The 23,583-nt window shown below is 75.6% G+C and carries 21 protein-coding genes; 5 read left to right on the forward strand and 16 right to left on the reverse strand.

The window, feature by feature from the left end; genetic code table 11:
* Positions 1-4: 4 nt before the first annotated feature.
* From ACIQBJ_RS27080 to ACIQBJ_RS27100, 5 genes are all read right to left on the reverse strand, one after another.
* On the reverse strand, positions 5-1,240 hold the full coding sequence (locus ACIQBJ_RS27080) for an FAD-dependent monooxygenase (RefSeq protein WP_400715570.1): 1,236 nt from the start codon (positions 1,238-1,240) through the stop codon (positions 5-7).
* Between the two features lie 134 nt (positions 1,241-1,374).
* On the reverse strand, positions 1,375-2,145 hold the full coding sequence (locus ACIQBJ_RS27085; protein ID WP_400715573.1) for an SDR family oxidoreductase: 771 nt from the start codon (positions 2,143-2,145) through the stop codon (positions 1,375-1,377).
* Complete coding sequence (locus tag ACIQBJ_RS27090) at positions 2,138-4,324, reverse strand: AMP-binding protein (protein ID WP_400715575.1); 2,187 nt, start codon at positions 4,322-4,324, stop codon at positions 2,138-2,140. The genes ACIQBJ_RS27085 and ACIQBJ_RS27090 overlap by 8 nt, the downstream gene beginning before the upstream one ends.
* Positions 4,317-5,258 (reverse strand): aromatase/cyclase, encoded by a 942-nt coding sequence (locus ACIQBJ_RS27095; protein WP_400715576.1) that lies wholly within the window; start codon positions 5,256-5,258, stop codon positions 4,317-4,319. Before ACIQBJ_RS27095 ends, ACIQBJ_RS27090 begins: the two co-directional genes overlap by 8 nt.
* Before the next feature lie 29 nt (positions 5,259-5,287).
* Positions 5,288-6,070, reverse strand: a complete 783-nt coding sequence (locus ACIQBJ_RS27100; protein ID WP_400715578.1) for an SDR family NAD(P)-dependent oxidoreductase — start codon at positions 6,068-6,070, stop codon at positions 5,288-5,290.
* 175 nt (positions 6,071-6,245) lie between these two features.
* Between ACIQBJ_RS27100 and ACIQBJ_RS27105 the strand changes: the two genes are divergently transcribed.
* Positions 6,246-6,686, forward strand: coding sequence for a nuclear transport factor 2 family protein (locus ACIQBJ_RS27105; RefSeq protein WP_400715580.1), 441 nt, complete (start codon positions 6,246-6,248; stop codon positions 6,684-6,686).
* A 223-nt stretch (positions 6,687-6,909) separates the two neighbouring features.
* Here the strand turns inward: ACIQBJ_RS27105 and ACIQBJ_RS27110 are convergent, their stop codons facing one another.
* The 6 genes from ACIQBJ_RS27110 to ACIQBJ_RS27135 all read right to left on the reverse strand — a co-directional run bounded on the left by ACIQBJ_RS27110 (position 6,910) and on the right by ACIQBJ_RS27135 (position 12,340).
* Positions 6,910-7,179, reverse strand: a complete 270-nt coding sequence (locus ACIQBJ_RS27110; RefSeq protein ID WP_400715582.1) for an acyl carrier protein — start codon at positions 7,177-7,179, stop codon at positions 6,910-6,912.
* A gap of 32 nt (positions 7,180-7,211) precedes the next feature.
* Positions 7,212-8,465, reverse strand: coding sequence for a ketosynthase chain-length factor (locus tag ACIQBJ_RS27115; protein WP_400715584.1), 1,254 nt, complete (start codon positions 8,463-8,465; stop codon positions 7,212-7,214).
* Entirely contained in the window at positions 8,462-9,730 is a 1,269-nt protein-coding gene (locus tag ACIQBJ_RS27120; protein WP_400715586.1) for a beta-ketoacyl-[acyl-carrier-protein] synthase family protein, read from the reverse strand. Before ACIQBJ_RS27120 ends, ACIQBJ_RS27115 begins: the two co-directional genes overlap by 4 nt.
* 88 nt (positions 9,731-9,818) lie before the next feature.
* Positions 9,819-10,589 carry a thioesterase II family protein gene (locus ACIQBJ_RS27125; RefSeq protein WP_400715588.1) on the reverse strand — a complete coding sequence of 257 codons (771 nt, stop codon included), beginning with the start codon at positions 10,587-10,589 and terminating at the stop codon, positions 9,819-9,821.
* Positions 10,586-11,356, reverse strand: coding sequence for a cyclase family protein (locus ACIQBJ_RS27130; RefSeq protein WP_400715823.1), 771 nt, complete (start codon positions 11,354-11,356; stop codon positions 10,586-10,588). Before ACIQBJ_RS27130 ends, ACIQBJ_RS27125 begins: the two co-directional genes overlap by 4 nt.
* Before the next feature lie 165 nt (positions 11,357-11,521).
* Positions 11,522-12,340: a BTAD domain-containing putative transcriptional regulator gene (locus ACIQBJ_RS27135; RefSeq protein WP_400715590.1), complete on the reverse strand. Its 819-nt coding sequence runs from the start codon at positions 12,338-12,340 to the stop codon at positions 11,522-11,524.
* 276 nt (positions 12,341-12,616) lie between these two features.
* Here ACIQBJ_RS27135 and ACIQBJ_RS27140 point away from each other — a divergent pair, with 276 nt between their 5' ends.
* The 4 genes from ACIQBJ_RS27140 to ACIQBJ_RS27155 all read left to right on the forward strand — a co-directional run bounded on the left by ACIQBJ_RS27140 (position 12,617) and on the right by ACIQBJ_RS27155 (position 17,993).
* Positions 12,617-12,793, forward strand: a complete 177-nt coding sequence (locus ACIQBJ_RS27140; RefSeq protein WP_400715592.1) for a hypothetical protein — start codon at positions 12,617-12,619, stop codon at positions 12,791-12,793.
* A complete protein-coding gene (locus ACIQBJ_RS27145) occupies positions 12,790-15,069 on the forward strand; it encodes a TOMM precursor leader peptide-binding protein (protein WP_400715594.1) in 2,280 nt (759 codons plus the stop codon). Before ACIQBJ_RS27140 ends, ACIQBJ_RS27145 begins: the two co-directional genes overlap by 4 nt.
* Before the next feature lie 128 nt (positions 15,070-15,197).
* A complete protein-coding gene (locus tag ACIQBJ_RS27150) occupies positions 15,198-16,682 on the forward strand; it encodes a SagB family peptide dehydrogenase (RefSeq protein ID WP_400715596.1) in 1,485 nt (494 codons plus the stop codon).
* A gap of 57 nt (positions 16,683-16,739) precedes the next feature.
* Positions 16,740-17,993: a sensor histidine kinase gene (locus tag ACIQBJ_RS27155; RefSeq protein WP_400715598.1), complete on the forward strand. Its 1,254-nt coding sequence runs from the start codon at positions 16,740-16,742 to the stop codon at positions 17,991-17,993.
* A gap of 28 nt (positions 17,994-18,021) precedes the next feature.
* On the opposite strand, the gene ACIQBJ_RS27160 is transcribed toward ACIQBJ_RS27155, so the two are convergent.
* From ACIQBJ_RS27160 to ACIQBJ_RS27180, 5 genes are all read right to left on the reverse strand, one after another.
* Positions 18,022-18,627 (reverse strand): DNA-binding response regulator, encoded by a 606-nt coding sequence (locus ACIQBJ_RS27160; RefSeq protein WP_400715600.1) that lies wholly within the window; start codon positions 18,625-18,627, stop codon positions 18,022-18,024.
* 87 nt (positions 18,628-18,714) lie between these two features.
* The gene (locus ACIQBJ_RS27165; RefSeq protein ID WP_400715602.1) at positions 18,715-19,545 is read right to left on the reverse strand and encodes a 4'-phosphopantetheinyl transferase family protein; all 831 of its coding nucleotides are present in this window, start codon (positions 19,543-19,545) and stop codon (positions 18,715-18,717) included.
* On the reverse strand, positions 19,542-21,338 hold the full coding sequence (locus ACIQBJ_RS27170) for an acyl-CoA dehydrogenase family protein (RefSeq protein ID WP_400715604.1): 1,797 nt from the start codon (positions 21,336-21,338) through the stop codon (positions 19,542-19,544). Before ACIQBJ_RS27170 ends, ACIQBJ_RS27165 begins: the two co-directional genes overlap by 4 nt.
* Complete coding sequence (locus tag ACIQBJ_RS27175) at positions 21,335-23,074, reverse strand: fatty acyl-AMP ligase (protein ID WP_400715606.1); 1,740 nt, start codon at positions 23,072-23,074, stop codon at positions 21,335-21,337. Before ACIQBJ_RS27175 ends, ACIQBJ_RS27170 begins: the two co-directional genes overlap by 4 nt.
* 146 nt (positions 23,075-23,220) lie before the next feature.
* Complete coding sequence (locus tag ACIQBJ_RS27180) at positions 23,221-23,553, reverse strand: DUF6059 family protein (protein ID WP_400715610.1); 333 nt, start codon at positions 23,551-23,553, stop codon at positions 23,221-23,223.
* Between the last annotated feature and the right edge of the window lie 30 nt (positions 23,554-23,583).

A 23,583-nucleotide genomic window follows, 5' to 3' on the forward strand; every position in this document is an offset into this window, starting at 1 on the left:
TCCGTCAGTGCGTGAAGTGCTCCTCGGCGATCCGCACCGCGCGGTTGCCGAAGGCGATCCGGTCGAGGATCTTCCGGCCGAGCGGGGTGCGCTGCACCAGGGCGGCGAGCTTGGGCCGGACCTTGGCGGCCAGGCCGCCGCGGGAGAGCATCGCCTTGCTCTGCAGGCCCTGGAGCTTCATGGTGGCGGCGATGTCGGGGCCACGCCGGGTCTCGAACTCGCCGAGCCGGGCGGCGGAGGTGTCGCCGTCGGCGAGCGCCCGGACCAGGATCGGGTGCAGCACCACGGCGTCCTGGACGGCCAGGTTGATGCCCTGGGCGCCGATCGGGCTGTGGGTGTGCGCGGCGTCGCCGATCAGCACCAGGCCGTCGTCGGCCCAGCGCTCGGCCCGGCCGGAGAACACGTCCAGCAGGCTGACGTCGCGGGCGGAGCGGATCTGCGCACGGATCAGGTCGGCGTACGGCGGGGCGGCGGCGGCGAGCTGCTCGCGGAGGTGGTCGATGCCCTGCGCGGCGACCTCCTGGTAGCCCTTGTGCGGCAGGGTCCAGCCGATCTGCGCGCTGTCGGGGTAGGAGTCGTAGGCCAGCACGGGGTTGCCACCGTCCCGGAACACCCGGACGTCGCGGCGCTCGCCGGGGGCGCGCTCGGGCACCTTGAGCTTGAACCAGAGCACGTCCAGGTCGAAGGCCTCGGTGCGGCCGGCCTCGATGCCCGCCAGTCGGCGCACCTTGGAGAACCGGCCGTCGGCGCCGACCACCACGGGCGCGCGGACCTCCAGGGCGCCGGCCCGGACGCCGACGGTGCGGGTGCCTTCGCGCAGCAGCTCGCCGACCCGGTGGCCGTCGAAGTACCCGAAGCCCTCGAACTTCTCGCAGTGCAGCAGCAGTTCGTCCAGCAGGTGGGCCTGCGGCAGGCTCAGCAGGTGGTCGTGCGGGGCGGGCAGTCGGCGGTAGTCGATGTCGAGCAGCACCCGGTCGCCCTCGACCAGTCGGAACCGCTCGTGCTCGTGCGCGCCGCGGGCCCGGGCGCCGGCCAGCACGCCGAGGCCGTCCAGCAGGGCCATCGCGCCGGGCTGCAGGATCTCGCCGCGGAACTCGCGCTGGTGGGCGCGGGCCCGTTCGACCACGGCGACCCGCAGTCCGGACTTGAGCAGCAGCAGCGCCAGCACCAGGCCGGCCGGTCCGGCGCCGACCACGCAGACGTCCGCCTCGGCCGTCCGGCCGGTGTCCTCCTCGCTCATCTCCAGGTCCTCTCGTCGATCGGTGGGGCTTCGGGGTGGTTCGGGGGCTTCGGGGACGGGAACGGGGCCCGCCGCCGGGCCGGGTCGAGGACCGGGCGGGTTCCGGCGGCGGGCCCCGCGGGTGGAGCGGGGGTTCAGCCGAGCAGGCCGAGGCCGCCGTCGGCGGTCAGGGTCTGGCCGTGCAGCCAGGCCGCCTCGGGGCTGCAGAGCAGGGCGACCACGTCGGCGAGGTCGGCGGGGGTGGTGAGCCGGCCGGCCGGGGTGCGGGCGGCGAGGGCGGCGGCGACCTCGGGCTGCGGGGTGGCCGGGCCCTTGTCGATCTTGGCGGTGGAGACCGCGTTGACGGTGATGCCGCGGCCCGCCAGTTCGACCGCCAGGTAGCGCACCAGGCTCTCCAGCGCGGCCTTGGCGACGCCCGCGCCGACGTAGCGCGGCACCACGGAGCGGGCGCCGCTGCTGGAGACCGCGACGATCCGGCCGGGGCCGCCGGCCATCAGGGCGGCGATCTCGGCGGAGCCGCGCAGCAGCGGGTCGAGGGCGGCGCCGACGGCGGCGGTGACCGCGGCGGGGTCGCCGCCGACGGCGGTGGTGGGCCGCCAGGGCGCCGCGTTGTGGACGAACACGTCGAGCCGGCCGTACCGCTCGCGGACGGTGCCGAGCAGTTCCGCCAGGCCCTCGGCGGTGGTGACGTCGGCCCGGACGGCCGTCACCTCGCCCTTGAGTCCGGCGAGTTGTTCGACGGCGCGCTCGGCGTCGGCGTCGGAGTGCGCGTAGTCGAGCAGCACCCGGGCGCCCCCGGCGGCGAGCCGGCGGGCGACCGCCAGCCCGACGCCGCGGGACGCCCCGGTGACCACGGCGGTCTTCCCGGACAGCCCGAGGTCCGAGGGCTCGGCCCGGTCAGACACCGGCGGGCGCCGCGGGGGTGCGGGTGCCGGCCACCGGTGCGGCGGCGCGGACCTCGGAGTCGGCGAGCGCCGCCAGGTCGGCGTACTCGGGCAGGGCGCGGGCCTGCTCCCAGGCCGCCGGGGAGGCCCAGCGGGTGAGCGCGGTGTAGCCGCCGGGGCGCATCAGCGCCTTGGCCAGGTCGGCGTGGCCGAACCCGGCGGTGCGGGCGGCGGCCTCGGTCCAGGCGGCGAACGCGGCCTCGAACTTCTCGGCGTCGCCGGTGGCGGTGAACCGCTCGACGGCCAGCACCGCGCCCTCCGTGTCCTGCGCGGCCGGCTCGCCCTCGACCCGCAGCACGCCCATCGACGGCTCGGCCTGGACGTCCACCAGCTGGTGGAACTCCTTGGCGTGGGCCTGGAAGGTCTCGCTGCCGAGCACCTGCTGGAAGTCGCCGGGGGTGGCCCACCAGCCGAAGTTGACGTACACCTCGGGTTCGGCGAGGGCGCGCACCGCCTGGTGCGAGCGGAAGCCGAACTGGGCGCGCATCCACTCGACGTGGTCGAGGAAGCGCTGCTCGAAGGCGGCGCCGCCGGCCGGGTCCTTGAGGACGAAGGTGTTGATGACGGTGAACAGCGGGGCGCCCATGGCCTCGCTCCCTTCGGTCTGCGGGTCGGTCAGGCCCAGTCGGGCGGCGAACTGCCCGCCCAGGACCCGCCGTTGGATCTTTCCGTTGCCCGAGCGCGGGATCGACGCGACCGCCTCGGTGTGCACCAGCCGCTGGTAGTACGGCAGTTCGGCGTTGATCTGCTCGACCGCCGCGGCGAGCCGCTCCGGCTCGTCGAGCACCAGCAGCGCGCCGGCCACCCGGTAGCCGTGGCCGTCGGGCAGGCCGACCACCACCGCCTCCCGGACCAGCGGGTGCGCGGCGGCGACCTGTTCGACCTCGGACGGGGCGACCAGGAAGTTGTCGACCTTGAACACGTCGCCGAGCCGGTCGATCAGGAACAGCCGGCCGTCCTCGTCGACCCGGCCGATGTCGCCGGTGGTGAACCACTCGCCGGGGGCGAGGTCGGGCGCGCCGAGGTAGCCCTTCATCACCTGCGGGCCGCGCAGCTGCACCTCGCCGGGTTGCCCGGCGGGCAGTTCGGCGCCGGTCTCCAGGTCGACGATCCGGCAGTCGGTGCCGGGCACCGGGCGGCCGACCGAGCCGTGCGCGGGCCGGTCGGGGTCGTCGCTGTGGGTCAGCGGGGAGGTCTCGGCCAGGCCGTAGCCCTGGAACACCGGGATGCCGAACCGCTCGGTGAGCTTCGCCGCGGCCTCCGGCGGGAGCGCGGAGCCGCCGGAGGCGATCCGAGCGACGGTGCGCAGGGTCAGGCCGTCCAGCGCCGGGTCGGCGGCCAGCCGGGCCAGCCGGACCGGGAGGCTGTAGAAGTGGGTGGCCCCGTGGGTGTTGGCGGCGTGCACCGCGTCCACCGGCTCGGGGGCGTCGCAGAGCACCTGGGTGGCGGCCGCGGCGACGGCCGAGTTGAGGTGCATCGGGTGGTAGGTCGGCAGGTGGTTGAGGCTGACCGAGTCGGCGTCCAGCCGGTGCGCGGCGGCGATCTGGGCCGCGTTCACGGTCAGGTTGCGGTGGCTCAGCCGGACGGCCTTCGGCAGGCCGGTGGTGCCGCTGGTGAACTGGAGGCAGGCGGTGTCGTCCGGGTCGACGGCGGGCGGCTGCCAGCCGTCGCCGGCCGGGGCGGCCGCCAGCAGTTCCTCCAGCGTCGGGGTGCCGTCGTCCTCGGCGCCGCCGATCAGCACCACCTCGCGCAGGTCGGGCAGGTCGGCGCGGACGGCCTTCAGCTTGGGCAGCAGCCCGGCGTCCACGAAGGCCAGCCGGGCCCGGCTGGTGGCCAGCACGTGCCGGACGCCGATCTCCGGGATCAGCGGGTTGACCACGGCGACCACCTGGCCGGCCCGGGCGGCGCCGTAGTAGGCGGCCGCGAAGTCCGGGTGCAGCGCGGAGGCGACCGCGACGGTGCCGGGCCCGTCCAGCCGCCCGGCCAGGGCCCGGGCCACCGCGGTGGCCCGGGCGTCCAGGGTGGCGAAGTCCACCGTCGCCCCGCCGCCGGTGATCGCGGTCCGGTCGGGGTGCGCGGCGGCGGCCTGCGCGGCCAGCCCGTCCAGCCGCCCGGGGGCGGGCAGCGCCCGGTCAGCCACGGCGGGCCTCCGCGAAGGCCAGCGCGTGCTTCAGCGTGGTGGTGCTGTTGGTGCTGAGCGCGCGGTGCACGTACTCCCGGGCGCCGGCCACGGTGGTGCCCGCGCCGAGGACCTTCTCGATCGCGGACGGCTTCAGCGTGACGGTGTGCCGGGAGGTGACGTCCACCCCGCCGTCCGCCTCGGTGATGGTCCAGCGGCCGGTGTGCGCGGTCATCAGGGCCGGCACGGCGATCTGCTTGTAGACGATGCGGTCGGTGCCGAACACCACCCGGACCGACTTGGTGGTGTGCACCGAGCCGTCGGCGGTGCTGGTGTCCATCGTCATCACCTGGATGCCGGGGGTCTCCTCCCGGAGGTCCAGCGCGGCGACGTGCGGCAGCCGCTCGGGCCACAGGTCGGCCCGGTTCAGGAAGTCGAAGACGTCCGCCCCGGCCGCGGCCACGTGCACGGTGTCGTCGAAGGTGAACACCAGCTCGTCCAGCTCGGAGCCGAGTTCGGCGAGCTCCCGGATGCCGGCCAGCTCGGACTCGCTGTTGCGGTCCAGCGCGGCGTTGATCCAGGCCACGTTCTCCGGCAGGTCGTCCACGGCGGTGAAGTCGTGGTGCAGCTCCAGGCGGGTGTGCGACCCGTCGAGCGCGGTGACCTTCCAGGTGCCGCCCATCGACGCCACCGGCGCCTGCGACACCTCCTGGCGGAACGTCACCACCAGGTTCTCCGGGTCGAGTTCGCGGCGCGAGACCCAGGTCTTCACCTCGCCGTTGGCGGTCGCCCAGATCTGGATGCGCTCGGTGCCGGCGCCCTGCTCCAGGTGCTCGACATGGACGTTCGGCGCGAAGTACTGCGGCCACTTGGTGACGTCGGCGACGATCGCGTACACCGCCTCGGCCGGGGCCGCGACGTCGGTGCTGTGCAGGGTGCGGTGCTGCTCGGACATGGGAAAGTCCTCCTTCGGCCCGGCGGGGCTCAGTAGTTGCCCAGGCCGCCGCAGACGTTCAGCGCCTGCGCGGTGATGGAAGCGGCCGTCTCGGTCACCAGGTAGCCGACCAGGCCGGCCACCTCCTCGGGGGTGGAGTAGCGGCCCAGCGGGATCTTGGCCTGGAAGCGCTCCAGGATCTGCTCCTCGGTGGCGTCGTACGCGGCGGCGTAGCCCTGCCGGACCCGCTGCGCCATCGGCGTCTCGACGTAGCCCGGGCAGACCGCGTTGACCGTCACGCCGGTCTTCGCCAGCTCCAGGCCGAGCGCCTTGGTGAAGCCCACCACGGCGTGCTTGGACGCCGAGTACGGGGCGCCCAGCACCACGCCCTGCTTGCCGCCGGTCGACGCGATGTTGACCACCCGGCCCCAGCCGCGCTCCTGCAGCCCGCCCCGGTTCAGCACCTCGCGGGTGGTCAGGAACACGCTGTTCAGGTTGGTGTCGATCACGTCGTACCAGAGCTCGTCGGCGATCTGCGCGGTGACGCCGCCGCCGCTCCGGCCGGCGTTGTTCACCAGCACGTCGATCCGGCCGTACTGCTCCAGCGCGGCGTCCACCAGCGCCTTCACCTGCTCCGGCTTGCGGATGTCGGCGACCGCGCCGGACACCTCCAGGCCCTCCGCCCGCAGCTCCTTGACGGTCTGTTCGACCGAGTCGGCGCTGCGCGAGCAGATGAACACCGCCAGGCCGCTCGTCGCCAGGCCCCGGGCCACCGCCAGGCCGATCCCACTGGTGGCACCCGTCACCAGGGCCACCCTCCGCTCGCTGCTCATCCCGTGCGCTCCTCTCGGTACGTCGACGGCGAACAGCGTGCCGACGGGGTCTCGACCGCCGATCGAGCCCGGCTGGACGCGCCCGCTCCAGTTCCGTTCGAGGCCGGTGCGACCCCGCGGCCGGAGGCTCTGCGGTGACAGGACCCGACGGGTAACCAGCCAGAGAGGACCACCCATGACCGTGACGGAGCAGGTGCCCGCCACCGCGACCGCCGAGCTGTACTTCCAGGTCCAGCAGTTCTACGCGCACCAGATGCAGCTGCTCGACAGCGGCCGGGTCCGGGAGTGGGCCGAGACCTTCACCGAGGACGGCGTCTTCGCCGCCAACGCCCACCCCGAGCCCGCCGTCGGCCGGGCCGGCATCACCACCGCGGCGCAGGCCGCGACCGACGCCTACGCCGCCAAGGGCATCCAGCGCCGGCACTGGCTCGGCATGGTCACCGTCGAGCCCCGCGGCGAGGACGCGGCCTTCGGCCGCTGCTACGCCGTCGTCGTCGAGACCCCCAAGGGCGGCCAGGCCGCCATCCGCGTCTCCACCCTCTGCGAGGACACCCTGGTCCGCGAGAACGGCCGCTGGCTCGTCCAGCACCGCCAGATCACCCGCGACGACCTCTGATCCCCCCTCCCCCCGCTGTGCCCGCCACCCCTCCCCTCGGTGGCGGGCACAGCCTTTTGCGCGCTGCGCGGTCCGGGGGCGCTCGGCAACGGGAAAAAGGGGCGCGAGGAACTGCGCGGAGCGGAAGAAGGCCCGGGTGGAGCCCTTCCGCCTCGCGCGGTTCCCCGCGCCCCTGGGTGTTGCCTCGCCGCAGTTCGGGCTCACGCCCCCTGCGCGTTCGGGGTCAGGCCGCCGCAGGCTCGTGTTCGGCGAGGCTGGCGTTGATGAACTCCAGCAGCAGGCGGGGGGTGTGGGCCTCGGCGACGGTCTCCTCGGCGAGTTCGATGTCGTACTCGCGCTCGATCCGGCCGGTGGTCTGGAGGACGGCGAGGGAGTCGTAGCCGAGGTCGTCGAGGGGGGTGTCGAGGACGTCGCCGTCGAGGTCGACGCTCTCGTCCTCGCCCGCGCACTCGCGGAGCAGGGTGGTCAGTTCGTCCAGCGTCATGTGGGACATGTCGGTGTGTTCCTCTCGGGGTGGGGACGGGTTCAGGGGGCGGTGACCACGGCGGCGGAGTTGAATCCGCCGGCGCCGCGGGCCAGCACCAGGGCGGTGCGGACGGCGGCGGGCCGGGCCGTGCCGAGGACCAGGTCGAGGCCGAGGCCGGGGGCCGGGGCGTCGACGTGGACGGTGGGCGGCAGCACCTGGTCGCGGAGCGTCAGCAGCGCCGCGGCGAGGTCGAGCGAGCCGCCGCCGGCGTAGAGCCGGCCGGTCATGGTCTTGGGGGCGGTGACGGGGACGCCGCCCGGGCCGAAGACGGCGCCGATCGCGGCGGCCTCCTGCCGGTCGAGCTCGGGCACGCCGGCCGCGTCGGCGAACACCACGTCGACCTGGTCGGGCGTCACCCCGGCCTCGGCGAGGGCGAGTTGGATCGCGCGCCGGAGTCCGGGCTCCTGCCCGCTGCCGGGGCGCGGGTCGAAGGTGGCGGCGTAGCCGGCCAGCCGGCCGTAGACCCGGGCGCCGCGCGCGGCGGCGGAGCCCTCGCTCTCCAGGATCAGGATCGCGCCGCCCTCGCCGGCCACGTAGCCGTTGGCGTCGGCGGAGAAGGGCAGGTAGGCGCGGGCCGGGTCGGGGTTGGTGGAGAGCCGGCCGCCGGCCAGCTGCGCGGCCCAGCCCCAGGGGCAGATCGAGCCGTCGACGCCGCCGGTGACGATCAGCCGGCTGCCCTTGCGGAGCTGGCGGCGGGCCTGGGCGACGGCGTCGATGCCGCCGGCCTGCTCGCTGACGATGACGCCGCTGGGGCCGCGCAGGCCGTGCCGGATGGAGATCTGGCCGGTGTTGACGGCGTAGAACCAGGCGAAGGACTGGTACGCGGAGACGTACTTGCCGCCCTGGCTCCAGAGCGCCTGGAGTTCGCGCTGGCCGAACTCGAAGCCGCCGGCCGAGGCGGCGGTGACCACGCCGGCCGCGTACTCGGGGAACTGCTCGGGGTCGAGGCCGCTGTGGCCGATGGCCTCCTCGGCGGCGACCAGGGCGAGCCGGGTCATGTGGTCGGTCTGCGGGAGCAGCCGGTTGGGGATGCGGGCGGTGGCGTCGAAGCCGGGGACCTCGCCGGCCAGCGTGGCGGGGTACTGGGTGGCGTCGAAGCGCTCGACCGGGCGGATGCCGCTGCGGCCCTCCAGGGTGGCCTGCCACCAGGACTCGGTGCCGAGGCCGTTGGGGGCGGCGACGCCGATGCCGGTGAAGACGGCGGCGGCGGTGGCGGCGGGGCGCTCGATCAGCGCGCCCTGGGGGGTGGTCATGCGGTCCTCCGCTCGGGTCGGGTGAGCACGATGGCGCTCTGGAAGCCGCCGAACCCGCTGCCCACGCTCAGCACGGTGTCGATCTTCCGCTCGCGGGCGGTGATCGGGGTGTAGTCGAGGTCGCACTCGGGGTCGGGCTCGTGCAGGTTCGCGGTGGGGGGCACCACGCCGTGCTCGATGGCCAGGGCGGAGGCGGCGATCTCCAGCGAGCCGATGGCGCCCAGCGAGTGGCCGATCATCGACTTGATGGAGCTGACCGGGGTGGCGTAGGCGTGGTCGCCGAGGGTGAGCTTGAAGGCGGCGGTCTCGTGCCGGTCGTTCTGCTTGGTGCCGGAGCCGTGGGCGTTGATGTAGTCGACGGCGGTGCCGGGCAGCCGGGCCTCGTCGAGGGCGACCCGGATCGACTCGGCCATCTCCCTGCCGTCGGGGCGCAGGCCGGTCATGTGGTACGCGTTGGAGCGGGTGGCGAAGCCGGCGATCTCGGCGTAGACGTGCGCGCCGCGGGCCCGGGCGGCCTCCAGCTCCTCCAGGACGAAGATCGCGGAGCCCTCGCCGAGCACGAAGCCGTTGCGGGTCCGGTCGAACGGCCGGGAGGCGTGCTCGGGGTCGTCGTTGCGCGGCGAGGTGGCCTTGATGGCGTCGAAGCAGGCGACCGAGATCGGCGAGATCGGGGCCTCGGTGGCGCCGGCGATCATCACGTCGGCGCTGCCCTCGCGGATCAGTTCGACGGCGTGGCCGACGGCGTCCAGGCCGGAGGTGCAGCCGGTGGAGACCACGCCGGCCGGGCCCTGGGCGCCGACGGTCCAGGCGACCTCGGCGGCGAAGGAGCTGGGCACCAGGTAGTCGAACAGGTGCGGGACGGCGTAGCGGTGGTCGACCAGCCAGCCGCGGCCGCCGTCGCTGACCACGTTGTACTCGGTGTCCAGGCCCATGGTGGCGCCGACCGCGCTGCCGACGGTGACGCCGGTGCGGAACGGGTCGAGGGCGTCGAGGTCGAGTCCGCTGTCGGCGACCGCCTCGCGGGTGCCGACCACGGCGAACTGGGCCGCCCGGTCCATCCGGCGGATCTCCTGCGGGCTCAGCCCGGCGGCGACCGGGTCGAAGTCCGCCTCGGCGGCGATCCGCGAGCGGAACGAGGAGGCGTCGAAGAGCGAGATCGCCCTGGTGGCGGTCCGGCCGTCGGTGAGCAGGGACCAGAACGCCTTCGTCCCGATCCCGCCGGGTGCGACGACGCCGATCCCGGTGATGACCACTCGCCGGCTCATGGCCGCCTCCCCTGTTTGGTGTTCACGCCCGTTCCTTTCCTTTCGGTGGTTCTGCCGAGCCGTGCCGCGCCAGCCTGCGCGGCCCGGCTCAAGCCGCGCTCGACACCGGACGGGGTGCCGCTCGCAGTCCGTCCAGCACGTCGGCGAGCAGTGCGGGGGCCGCCCGTTCGCGGAAGAACAGGTGGCCGCCGGGCACGGTGCGCAGCTCGAAGCCGCCCGGGGCGTACTGGCTCCACTGGGCGACGCCGGCCGGCGGCGCGATGGTGTCGCCCTCGCCGGCCAGCGCGAGCAGCCGGCCGTGCAGCGGGCCGCCGCCGACCGCGCAGAGCGCCTCGCCGAGCCGCAGGTCGTCGCGGAGCGCGGGCAGGACGCGGCGGCGCCACAGCCCGGTCTGCCGGTCCTCCTCGACGGCGCCGGGCGGCAGCAGGCCGTGGTCGACCAGGCGGTGCAGCAGCTCGGTGTCGGGGAGGCCGGCGGCGCTGAGCACCGGCGAGCGCAGGTGCGGGGGCAGGACCGCGCCGACCGCGACCAGGTCGGGCTGCGGGCGGCCGGTGCGCTGGAGTTCGCGGGCGTAGCTGTAGGCGACCAGGCCGCCGAGGCTGTGCCCGTAGAACGCGAACGGACGGTCCGTCAGCGGGCCGATCAGGGAGTCGAGTTCGGCGACCAGCCGGTCGACCTCGGCGATCAGCGGGTCGTGGTCGGTGATCCGCTGCTCCCTGATCCGCTGTCCGCGGCCGGGCAGCAGCAGCGGCACCACCTCGGCGGCGGAGCCGATCACGGACCGCCAGCGGGCGAAGGCGGAGACGCCGGCCCCGGCGTGGTGGAAGCAGATCAGCCGGGGCGGGCGGGGGCCGTTCACTCCTCGACCAGGGCGACGGCGCGGGTCCAGCCGGCCCCGGCGCCGGCGATCTTCACCGGGAAGCAGGAGACCCGGAAGCCGTGCGGGGGCAGCGCGTCGAGGTTGGCGAGCCGTTCGACCTGGCAGTACTCGCGGCGGCGGCCGGCGAAGTGCGCGGGCCACAGCACGGACTTGTCGCCGGTCTCCTGGTAGGCCCGGATCATGTGCCCGAAGGGGGCGTCCAGGCTCCACGCGTCGGTGCCGATGACCCGGACCCCGAGGTCGAGCAGGTGGTCGGTGGCGGGGCCGTCGAGGCCCGCGAAGTCGGTGAAGTACCGGGGCGTGCCGGCGTGCCGGGAGGCGCCGGTGTGCAGCAGCACGATGTCCAGCGGGTCGGGTTGGCGCCCGGCCTCGGCGAGCGCCTTCTGGAGCCGGTCGACGCCGATCACGCCGACGCCGACGTCGGTGACGTCGAGCACCAGGGCGGGGCGCAGGAACCAGTCCAGCGGCATCTGGTCGATGTGGCGCGGCACCCCGTAGTCGCCGACCGAGCCGTAGTGCGAGGGCGCGTCGACGTGGGTGCCGGTGTGGCTGGTCAGGGTGAGGGTGTCCAGGGACAGCAGCTCACCGCCGGGCAGGTCGGACGGGTCGAACTCCAGGCCGAAGTGGAGCTTCATCTCCTCGGCCATGTGACGGGCGCCCTCGGCGGGCGTCATGATCTCGTGGACGATCGGGTCCGGCTCCCAGCCGGCCGCGTCCACCGGGGACGACAGGTCGATGATCCGCAACTTCTCCCCCACGCTCGGGATCGGGTTCCGTCGCCGGCGGGCGGCGGAAGGCGTGGGCGCACTGTGCTGGCGCCGCCTGGAGCCCCGTTCGAGAACGGGTGGGGCGGCGCCGGGCACCGGCCGGGGACGGTGCCGGGGCACCGGCCGGGACGGCGGCCGGTGCCGTCAGGCGGCGAACAGGTCGAGGATCGGGGTGCGCTGACGGGGGATCCGGTCCAGGACCGGGTCGGCGGCGAGCATCGCCTGCTGGAGCTTGCGGACCCGCGGCGACGGCTCCAGGCCGAGTTCCTCCACCAGGCGCCCCCGCAGCCCCTGGTAGACCTCCAGTGCCCGGCCCTGCCGGCCGGAGCGGTAGAGCGCCACCATCGCCTGGGCGTGCAGGCCCTCGTGCAGCGGGTGGCGGACCGTCAGGCCGCGCAGTTCGGCGATCAGGTCGGCGTGCCGGTCCAGCCGCAGGTCGGCCTCGATCCGGCGCTCCAGGGTGCGCAGCCGGCTCTCCTCCAGCCGGGCCAGCTCGATGTCCAGGATCGGGCCGACCTTGACGTCCACCAGGGCGGGGCCGCGCCACAGCGCCAGCGCCTCCCGGTAGATGACCGCGGCCGCCTCGTCCTCCCCGCTGTCCGAGGCGTCCCGGCCGAGCTCGGCGAGCCGGTCGTACTCGTGCACGTCGACCGCGCCCGGCTGGACCTCCAGCAGGTAGCCGCCGTGCCGGGTGACCAGCACGTCCTTGGCGCCGATCGGGGCGTCCGGGCCGAGCGCCTGGGCCAGCAGGCGGCGCAGGTGCAGGATGTAGGTCTGCAGGGTGGTGAGGGCGCTGCGCGGGGCGTCCATCCCCCACAGCTCCTCCAGCAGGGTCGGGACGGGCACGACCTGGTTGGCGTACAAGGACAGCAGCGCGAGGATCTGCCGGGGCTTGCCCGCGCTGGGCACGATCGATCCGTGTCTGGTCTCGGCCTCGAGGGGGCCGAGCACTCTGATGTCCATGGGTGTTCCCTCCGTGTGGTGTCGCGGCGGGCCGGCGCGGGCCGGGCCGCGGACGGTGGGGCCGAGTGGGCTCCACCGCCCCATCAGACTCCTCCGGCACCCGTGTGCCGGACCAGTGCCAGGCTCCCGAGCACGGCGTGCGTTTCCACCGGTGCGGACCGTGAATCCTTCATACCCAGCTCGTGAGGCTGGCACTGGCCGCCCGGGCGGCCCGAGCAGAAGACTGGCCCCAGGTCGAGCGAACGCCGACCCGATCACGACCAGGGGGAGAGACCAATGGGTGCCGCCGCGTCCGTCACGGGCCACAGCGACGATCTGCTGATCGAGGACCTGAGCCACAACTCCCAGGCCGGCGCCCTGCCTTCGGGCGGCGCCGGGATCCACTGCTTCTGCCGCACCACCGACTCCTTCGTCGGCACCCCCGCCGAGGCCGCCGCCGGACGCCGGGCGTGACGGGGCTCCTCGGCCCGGCCGACCGGGACGGGTTCCTCGCCTTCCAGCCCCACCTGAGCGTGGAGCCGGTCCCGGGCGAGGCCGTCTACCTGATATCGGACCAGCAGGTCACCGCCCTCCACGGGGCCCAGATCGCCCGGCTGGCACCGCTGTTGGACGGGACGAGGAGCCTCGGCGACCTGCAGCGGGACACCGCGGGGCACCTCTCCGCCGAGCAGACCGCGCAGGTGGTGGACCGGCTCCGGCGGGCCGGGCTGGTGTGCGAGCGCCCGGCGGGCCGTCCGACGCCCCAGGAGGGCTACTGGGCGGCGGCCGGCCAGGACGCCCACCTGACGGGCCGTCGGCTCGGCTCGGCCTCGGTCGCCGCGCTCGACGTGTCCGGCGACGACCCGGCCGAGCTGCGCGGCGCGCTGGACGCGGCGGGGCTGCGCACGGTGGCCGACCCGGACGGCGCGGACCTGACGGTGGTGCTCTGCGAGGACTACCTGGACCCGCGGCTGGCCGGGGTGGACGCCGCGCACCGGGCGGCCGGGCGGCCGTGGCTGCCGGTCCGGACGGTCGGCGTGGAGTCCTGGATCGGCCCGTTCTTCGGCGACGCCGAGGGGCCGTGCTGGTCCTGCCTGGCGGACCGGCTGTGGCGCGGCCGCCAGGTCGAGGCGCACGTGCAGCGCTCGCTGGAGCGCAACGGCCCGGCGCCGCGCCGGGGCTGCTCGCTGCCGGCGGCCCGCACCGCGGCGCTGCAGCTGGCCGCGCTGGAGGCCACCAAGTGGCTGGCCGGGCACCGCCACGAGGGCCAGCGGGCGCTGTGGTCGCTGGACACCCTGACCCTGGAGGGCCGCCGCCACCCGGTGACCCGCCGCCCGGAGTGCCCGCAGTGCGGCGACCCGGGCCTGGTCGCGGCCCGGATCTCGGCGCCGGTGGTGCTGGAGCCCCGACCGAAGCTGCACACCGGCGGCGGGGGCCACCGGGCGCTGTCGCTGGTCCAGGTGATGGAGCGCTACGGCCACCACGTGGACCCGCTGACCGGCCTGGTGAAGGAGATCCGCCGGGACCCGCGCGGCCCGGCCGCGCTGAACTGCTTCCACGCCGGGATCAACCCGGTGGGCGGCGCCCACGGCCTGGCCTCGGTCCGGGCGGGGCTGCGCGCCAACGCCTCGGGCAAGGGCGCGACGCCGCTGCAGGCCGAGGTCGGGGCGCTCGCCGAGTCGCTGGAGCGCTACTCGGGGCACCTGCAGGGCGGCGAGCCGATGGTCCGCGGCCGCTACCGGGACCTGGCGGCGGACGCCGTCCACCCGGACGCGGTCCAGCTGTTCGACCCGCGGCAGTTCGCGGGCCGGGAGCGGCACAACGCCGAGCAGGGCGCCTTCCAGCAGATCGCCGACCCGTTCGACGAGGACGACGAGATCGACTGGCTGCCGCTGTGGTCGCTGACCGAGCGGCGGCAGAAGCTGCTGCCCGCGGCCCTGCTGTACTACAACGCCCCGCAGCGCCCCGGCCGGCGCTACTGCCTGGCCTCCTCGAACGGGGCGGCGGCCGGCGGCACCCTGGAGGACGCGGTGCTGCAGGGCTTCCTGGAGCTGGTCGAGCGGGACGCCATCGCGCTGTGGTGGTACAACCGCACCGTGCAGCCCGGGGTCGACCTGGACGCCTGCCGCGACCCGTGGGTGGCGCAGGTCCGCGAGCTGCACGCCTCGCTGCACCGCGAGGTGTGGGCGGTCGAGCTGACCACCGACCTGGGCATCCCGGTGGTGGCGGCGTTCTCCCGGCGCACCGACAAGCGGGCCGAGGACATCATGCCCGGCTTCGGCGCCCACCTGGACCCGGAGATCGCGCTGCGCCGGGCGCTGGCCGAGGTCAACCAGCTGCTGCCGAACGTGGTGGACGCGCGGGCCGACGGGACGGGCTACGGTTTCACCGACCCGCAGGCGATGGACTGGATGCGCACCGCGACGGTGGCCGCCCTCCCCTACCTGGCGGCCGACCCGGGCCGCCCGCCCGCACTGCCCGCCCCGGCCCCGTTCGGTCCGCACGCGGACCTGCTGGACGACGTGACGGCCGCCGAGCGGCTGGTGCGCCGGGCCGGGATGGAGCTGCTGGTGCTGGACCAGACCCGTCCGGAGGCCGGCCTGCCGGTCGCCAAGGTCGTGGTGCCGGGCCTGCGCCCGCACTGGAACCGGTTCGCCCCCGGCCGGCTGTTCGACGTCCCGGTCCGGCTGGGCCGGCTCGCCGCGCCGACCCCGTACGACCGGCTCAACCCGGTCTCGCTGTTCGTCTGATCGTCCTGACATCCCTTCAGTCCCACTGGCACCATCGGCATCACCGGCACCACCCCGTCCCCCGCCCCCTTCCGACTGCACTCACCCGTGTTCGTCCGACCCGCGCGCGTACCGCGTCTGGATGGCCCATGCGTATCGACAACCTGGCAGCCCCGCAGCTCAGCGAACTCTGGTCGCTGCGCGAGGACACGTGCGTGGAGAGCGACGACGAGGCCGGCACGCTGACCGTCCAGAGCCGTTGGGGCACCGTCGAGTTCGAGGACCCGGACCCGGCGCTGCGGATGGCGCTGGAGCGGATGACGCTCGGGCCGGTGTCCCTGAGCAACGTGCTGCCCGGCTTCCCCGGCCTGTGGGAGGTCGACCGGCCGGGCGGGCACGACCCGGCGGTGTCCCGGCTGCTGCACGACCTGGACCGGGTCCGCGACAGCCTGGTGCGCTCGCTGGCGCTGGGCGGCACCCCGGTGCTCAGCGTGGTCCCGCTGGCCCGGGGCGCCTGGTTCACGCCCCGCCCGGCGCCCTCCGACCGGCCGTGCCGGCTGTCCCGGTTCACCGTGATGCGCTGGGCCGAGGGCGGGCTGCGGCTGGAGTCGCCGCTCGCCCACCACCGGGTGCAGCTGCACCGCTCCGAGGCGGTGCTGCTGCTCGGCATGCTGGACGGCAGCACGCAGGCCGGCGGGCCCCGGCTCGACCCGGAGCTGGCCGCCACCGCGATCGGCTACCTGCTGGCGGCCCGGATCGCGGTGGTCGCCGAGGACGGGCCCGACGGCGGGGCGGCCTGCCCGCCCCGGTTCGCCGAGGACGAGGACCCGCGGCTGGTCGGCTGGTCGCCCGACGACCTGATGGTGCACGCCCGCAGCCGGCTCGGCCGCACCGACGGCGCGTTCGGCGCCACCCTCGCCCACCTGGACGCGGGCCGGGCCGAACCGGTGGTCAAACCGCTGGCCGGCCGCCCGCCGATCGCCCTGTACCGGCCCGACCTGGACGGCCTGCGGGCCCGGGACGAGCCGTTCACCTCGGTGCTGGAGCGCCGGCACTCGGTGCGCGCGTACGGCCCGGGGCAGCTGGCCGAGGAGCAGATCGGCGAACTGCTGTTCCGCGCCTGCCGGGTGCGCCCCGGCGACGGCGGCGGGAGCGGCGGCTTCGCCTGGAGCAGCCGCCCGTACCCGAGCATGGGCTCGGTGTACGCGCTGGAGCTGTACCTGGTCGCGGGCACCGGCACCGCCCTGGCGCCGGGCGCCTACCACTACGACCCGCTGGGCCACCTGCTGGAGCCGCTGGAGGCGCAGCCCGCCGACACCGCCGAACTGCGGCTGGGCGCGCAGACCGCGCTGGGCGCGGACCGGCCGCCGCCGCTGCTGCTGGTGATCACGGCCCGGTTCCGCCGGGCCACCCACGCGTTCAGCGGGATCGCCTACACCAGCCTGATGAAGGACGTCGGCGTCCTCCTGCAGAACCTCTACCTGGTGACCACCGCGATGGGGCTGGCGCCGTGCGCGCTGGCCACCGGCAACTCGGACACCGCCGCGCGCGCCTTCGGCCTGGACTGGCCGGTGGAGTCCAGCGTCGGGGAGTTCGTGGTCGGAGTGGACCCGCAGCGCACAGACACGGCGTAGCGCCGTCCCGTACGATCCGAGGCAGCGGGAGCCCGTCCGAGTGTTCTGGGGGAATCAGTGAGCGAGAGCGCGTCCTGGCCGGTGTCCGACCCCGAGGGGAAGCAGTTGGCGCCCAGGACGGCGGTCGCCATCACCGCCGCGGTGTTCCTCGGGTACACCGGGGTCGCCACCAGCTACGTCCTGGCGCTGCACCCGAGCGCGCTGCTGCTGGGCGGCACGGTGTTACTGCTGGCCCTCCTGCTCGGCATCCAACTGGTGCACTCCTTCCCGAGGTTGGCGCCCGCGCTGGCCTCGAAGTGGCAGCTCACCCTGGTGCTGCAGGCGCTGATCACGTACGTGCCGCTGTTCTTCCTCGGCCCGCTGTGGATCGGCATGCCGAGCTTCCTGGCGGCCTCGCTGCTCCTGCTGCTGCGGCCGGCCGTCGCCTGGCCCGGGTTCGTCTCGGTGGTGGTGGCCAGCAACCTGCTGATGCTGTGGATCGGCGACGGGGTCAGTGAGTCGTTCTACATCTCGGTCGCCACCACCACCAACGGCCTGGTGATCTACGGCCTTTCGCGGCTCACCGACCTGGTGATCGAGGTGCACCGGTCGCGCGCCGAGCTGGCCACCCTGGCGGTGGCGCAGGAGCGGCTGCGGTTCGCCCGGGACCTGCACGACCTGCTCGGCTACAGCCTGTCCGCGATCACCCTGAAGTGCGAGCTGGCCTACCGCCTGGTGCCGACCCAGTCCGAGCTGGCCCAGCAGGAGTTGACGGAGATCCTGCAGACGGCCCGTCAGGCGCTGTCGGACGTAAGGGCGGTGGCCCGCGGCTACCGCGAGATGTCGCTGGGCGCGGAGGCGGAGAGCGCGAAGGCGATGCTGGCCACCTTGGGGGTGCGCTGCACGGTGCGGCTGGACTTCGGGCTGCTGCCGCAGCAGGTGGAGACGGTGCTGGCGACGGTGCTGCGGGAGGGGCTGACCAACATGCTCCGGCACAGCAAGGTCGAGGAGTGCGAGATCTCGGCGGTCCGGGACGGCCGGACGATCCGGTTCCGGCTGGCCAACGACGGTGTGGGGCGGGCGATTCCGGCCCAGGCGGACAAGGAGCACGCGGACCGGGTCCACACGGAGCGGGTCCGGGACAGCGCGGGCGGCTCCGGCATCGGCAACCTGACCACCCGGGTCCGGGAGCTGGGCGGCACGCTGACCGCCGGTCCGCACGGCCAGGACTGGTTCGTGGTGTCGGCGGTCATCGACCTGGACGCGGCGGCCCTGGTGCTGTCCGGCAGCGGCAGCCGGCGGGGCGCGGCGGCGCCCGCGGCGGCCTGCTGAGACCGCCGCGGGGCGGGGCGCGGGCGGCTCAGAGCCAGCCGGCGTCCCGGGCGATCCGGATCGCGTCCACCCGGTTGCGGGCGTTCAACTTGCCGACCACGGTGGTCAGGTAGTTGCGGACCGTCCCGGCCGACAGGAACAGCTTGGCGGCGATCTGGCCGGCCTCCATGCCGTCGGCGGCCAGCCGCAGCACCTCCCGCTCGCGCAGGGTGAGCGGGGAGGCCTCGGCGTCCAGCGCGGCGACCGCCAGGGCCGGGTCGATGGCCCGGCCGCCGGCCGCCACCGTCCGGATGGCGGCGGCGAGTTGGCCGGGCTCGATGTCCTTCAGCAGGAAGCCGGCCACGTGCGCGGCCATCGCCCGGCGCAGGTTGCCCGGCCGGCCGAGACTGGTGAGGATCAGCGTCCGGCACTCCGGCACCGCCTCGGCGAGCTGCCCGGCGGCGGTGATGCCGTCCGTCCCGGGCAGGTCGATGTCGAGCACGGCGACGTCCGGCGCGGTCTCCTTCGCCCGCGCCACCACCTCGTCGCCCGAGCCCAGGTCCGCCACCACCTCCAGATCGGGTTCGAGCTGGAGCAGGGCGACCAGCGCGCGGCGGAGGACTTGCATGTCCTCCGCTATCAGAATTCGAATCACCGTTTCCCCCGGTTTCACACAGCCTGCGTGATCACTCCGAACAATAGCGACAACAGAGGCCCCGGAACCGGTCCGGAGGGCGGATTCTCACCCTCCGGAGCGCAGCAGTCGCACCACCTCACCGAGGAAGCCGTCGTCGAGCATGGTGGCGACCGAGGTGTCCGCGACCGCGCGGTGCCCGGCGTCGTGGCAGGCGATCGAGACCAGGTAGCCGCGCTCCAACCGGTGGGTGCCGAACGCCCATTCGTCATAGGCGGCGGGGCCGCCGTCGGGGGTGAGCAGGGTGGTGTCGTCGGGACCGAAGCCGAACTCGGTGAAGCCCAGCCGCATGCCCTGCCCGAGGGCCTTGGTGTACGCCTCCTTGAGGGTCCACAGCCGCAGCAGCCGCCGCTCCCGCTCGGGTTCGGGCAGCGCGCCCAGCCAGCGCCGCTCGGCGGGCGTGCACAGCAGCCGGCGCATGTCCTGGTAGCGGACCTTGCGGTCGGCCAGTTCGGTGTCCACGCCGATCCGGCCGCGCCGGTTCAGGCCGACCACGATCAGGTCCCGGGTGTGGCTGATGCTGACGTCGACCTGGTCACAGCCGCGCAGGTAGGGGCGGCCGCCGGGCCGGTAGCCGAGTTCGACGGCGTCCGGCGGCACGTGCAGGGCGGCCCCGGCGGCGTACCGGACGAGCAGGCGGGAGGCGGCGAACCGCTCCCGGGTGCGGGCCCGCTCCAGGGTGCCCAGGCGCTGCCAGTCCCGGCTGCCGAGGACGGCCCGCAGCTCGGGCTCGGCGAGCACGGCGTCCTGCCACTGCTCGGTGTAGGCGTGCACCACGGCGTGGCCGTGCCAGGCCATCGCCTGCCGGACCCGCAGCCAGGGCGCGCGCGGTCCGGGCATCAGCAGCGGCGCGCCCACCTCCGTGCGACGGTCCGTCATCCGGCGCCTCCTTCGGCGAGCGGGGTGTCGTACAGGTCGTAGGAGCGGCCGCCGGCCAGCCGGTCGAGCAGTTCGGCGTGCAGCCGCCGGACGCACTCCTCGGGCGGCGGGCCGACCGGCAGGCCGAGCCGGCGGCCGAGCCGGGTCAGCGCCAGCACCGCCCAGGCCGGGTCGGCCAGGAAGCCGCCGTCCGGCGCCGCGGCCTCCCAGGCGCCGAGCACCGCCCCGGCGGCGGCCAGCAGCGCGTACCGCTCGACCTGCGCGCACCAGGTGGGGCTGGCGAGCGCCTCGGCGGTGTCGGCGGGCAGCGCCAGGCAGCGGTCCCGGAGGTCGGCCAGTTCGTCGGCGAGCGCCCCGGCCAGGGTGGCCAGCCGGTCGCCGAGCGGGCCCCCGGGCGGTCGTCCGGCGAGCCGGGCGGCCGCGCCGGCCAGGGTGGCGGTCAGGAAGTCGGTGCCGCCGGCCACCGCGAGCGCGCCCAGGTCGAGCGGCGGCAGCGGCTCGGCGAAGGCGTACAGCGCGGCCGGCGGTTCGGCCGCCCGGAACCAGGACCGCCGTGCCAGCAGCGGCAGTTGGGGGATCAGCACCGCCTGGCAGGCCGCGGTGCCGACGTGGCCGAGACCGGCCGCGGGCAGGTCCCGGAGCAGCTTCTGCAGGCTGCCGGGCCCGCCCTCGCGGTCGTACCCGGCGGCGCCGAGCACGGTGGACAGCTCCTCGACGTCCTCCTGCAGCAGGTCCGGCACCAGGTACTTGACGGCGGCCGCGCCGAGGTGCGCGCTGTCCGGCAGCAGGTGCAGGGCGCGCAGCACCGCGGTGGCGGTCGCGTCGGACAGCAGCAGGTCGGCGAACACCCCGGCCAGCAGCGCCCGTTGGCGCGGACCGGCGGGCCGTCCGGCGGCGCCGGTGCCGGCCCGGACGGCGGCCCGCAGCACGGTGTCGGCGGCGGCCAGCACCAGGGCGGGGATCAGGCTGCGGTTCAGCTGGAAGGTCCGCAGCGCCAGCCGGACGCCCTCGCCGGGCCCGCCGACCCGGGCGCCGGGGGGCACCGCGAGGTCGGTGAACTCCAGTCCGGCGAAGTGGCAGCCGCGCAGGCCGGTGCTGATCCGGCGGGGCAGCACGGCGAGGCCGTCGCCGGCCCGGTCGGGGTCGACCAGCAGCACCGAGTGGCTGCCGCCGGGCCCGCCGGTGGCGGCGTACACCACCACCGCGCCGGCCCGCCCGGCGTTGATCACCACGTCCTTGCGGCCGCGCAGCCGGTAACCGTCGCCGTCCGGTTCGGCGGTGAACTGGCCCTGCCACATGGCGTTGCCGTGCGCGAGCTGGTGGTGCGCGATCGCCACCGGGCGGCCCGCCAGCAGCAGCCGGGCCAGCCGGTCGCGCTGCGGGCCGTCGCCGGCCGCCCAGACCGCGGCGGCGGCGAACAGCGAGGTGATGCCGTGGCCGAAGCCGAGCGACACGTCGCGCCGGAACACCGGCCGCAGCACCCGGGCCAGCACGTCGGCGCGGTCCAGCCGCCCGCCCAGCTCGACCGGGACCAGTTCGGCGCCGAAGCCGCCGTCGCGGAGCACCGCGACCGCCCCGGCGGCGAGTTCGGCCCGCTCGTCGGCGGCCATCAGCGCCCGGAACCCGGCCGGGTTGGCCGGGTCGCCGGGGTCGCCGAGCCGGCGCTCCCACTCGGCGACCCGGGCCCGGACCAGCCGTTCGGCCGGGGGCACGGCGCCGCCGGGGCGGGCCCCGGGGAGCGGCGGGCCGTACGCGGCGGCGGCCGCCGCCCGCTCCCGCTCGACCACGCTCACGGGACCACCACCCGGCCGGGCCGGTCGGGAACCGGCAGCCCGGCGTCGAGTCCGGCGTCGAGTTCGGCGTAGACGGGTCTCAACTCGCCGTCCAGGAACAGCCGTCGCATCGTCGAGCGGCGGACCTTGCCGCTGGTGGTGCGGCGCACCGAGCCGGGGCGGACCAGCACCACGCCGGCGGCGGTGGCGCCGAACTCCTCGGCCAGGCAGCCGCGCACCCTGGCGGCGAGCGCGGCGAGCGCGCCCGCGTCCCGGCCGGGGTGCCGGACCTCCTGGACCACCACCAGGCGGTCGGGCTCGTCGGCGCCGAACACCACGGCGGAGGCGAGCCGTTCGCCGCAGTCGATCAGGCGGCGCTCCATCTCCTGCGGGTGGACGCTCTGCCCGGCCACCACCACGGTGTCCTTGAGCCGGCCGGTCAGGTACAGCTCGCCGGCCCGCAGCACGCCGAGGTCGCCGGTGCGCAGGAAGCCGCGGGCGCCGCCCGCGGTGACGGCGCCGAACACCTCGGCGGTCTCCAGCGGCCGCTGCCAGTAGCCGGCCGCCACCGCCGGTCCGCGCACCCACACCTCGCCCTCGACGCCCTCGGGCAGCTCGGTGCGGTCGGCGGGGTCGACGATCCGGACCTCGCCGCCGCGCGGCGGGCCGCAGCTGACGACCCGTCGGTCCGGCATCGGCCCGTCGGCCGGCACTCCGGTCGCGGTCCGGACCGGGCCGGCGCCGCCGGTGGCGACCAGCAGGGTGGCCTCGGCGAGGCCGTACCCGGCGACCATCGCGCCGGGCCGCAGCCCGGCCGCGGCGAACCGGGCGGTGAACGCGTCCACGGTGGCCGCGGAGACCGGTTCGGCGGCGTTGACGGCGCACTCCCAGCGCGACAGGTCGAGGCCGGCCAGTTCGGCGTCGGTGACCTCGGCGGCGCACCGGGCGTACGCCGAGTCGGGGGCGGCCGCGACGGTCACCCCGTGCGCGTCGATCGCCTCCAGCCAGCGCGCCGGGCGGGCGACGAACAGCCGGGGCGGCATCAGCACGGCGGTGGCGCCCAGCCAGAGCGGGTGCAGCAACTGCCCGATCAGGCCCAGGTCGTGGTAGCAGGGCAGCCAGCCGCCGATCCGGGAACCGGCGTGGGTGCCGAGCGCCCGCCGGATCTCCGCCATGGTGGCGAGCAGGTTGGCGTGGGTGACCTGGACGCCGCGCGGGGCGGCGGTGGTCCCCGAGGTGTACTGGATCAGCGCGACGTCGCCGGGCGCCGGACGGGCCGGCTCCCAGGGCGCGGCGTCGGCCGCGGGCTCGGGCAGCGGACGGTCCACGGCCAGGCAGAGCACCCCGCCGCGGCCGGCCTCGGACAGGCTGCGCGACACGTCGGCGGCGTGCCCGGCCTCGGTGAGGACGACCGGCACGCCGGTCTCCCGGGCGATCGCCGCGGTCCGCTCGGCCGCGGCCGGGGACGCCGAGGGCGGCGGCACCGGCACCACGACGGCGCCCGCGTACAGGCAGCCGACCACGGCGACGGCCAGGTCGGCGCCGGTCTCCAGGGCCACCATCACCGGGCGGCCGGCCACCCGGTGCCCGGCCAGCCAGGCGCCCAGCTGCCGGGCCCGCCGGTCGAGTTCCCGGTAGGTCAGGGTGTGCGGGGCGGTCCCGGGTCCGGCGTCGCGGAGCGCGACGACGGCGGGGCCGTCGCCCGCCCGGGCGAACACCTCGGCCAGGGCTCCGGTCAGGGTCGCCGACTCGCGCATCCCGTACCTCCGGGGGTTCCGTCGCCGGTCCGCGGCTCGGACCGTGCTCCGTCCAGTCTCCGGCGGCCCGCTCAACGGCCTCTTGAAGCGCGCTCTCCTCCGGCTCGGCCGGGCCGGGCCGCCCCCGAGGGCGGCCACCGGGCCGGTCACCGCCGGTTCTCCCCGGGGATCAGCCGGTCCAGGTGCGCGAGTTCGGCGCGCAGCGCCAGCTCCAGCTCGCTCAGCGGCTGGTCCGGGACGAGCTGCTCGGGGTGCCCGGGCGGCGGCGGCAGCAGGGTGATCGGGGGCTGCAGCGGCGGGTGGGGCGGCCACGGCGCGTCCCGGTCGGCACCGCGCAGCCGGGCTTCCTCCCGGCACAGCTCCAGGTAGAACTGCACCCCGCTGTGGGCGTGCATCCCGCCGAGCAGCGCCAGTGCCCGGACCACCCGGCGGACCAACGCTCCCAGTACCTGCCATGCCGGTGTCCTCGGCCCGGCCATGTCCACCACCTCCTCCGTGTCCGGTGCGTG

The sequence above is a fragment of the Kitasatospora sp. NPDC088391 genome (assembly GCF_044753345.1).
Lineage (GTDB): Bacteria > Actinomycetota > Actinomycetes > Streptomycetales > Streptomycetaceae > Kitasatospora.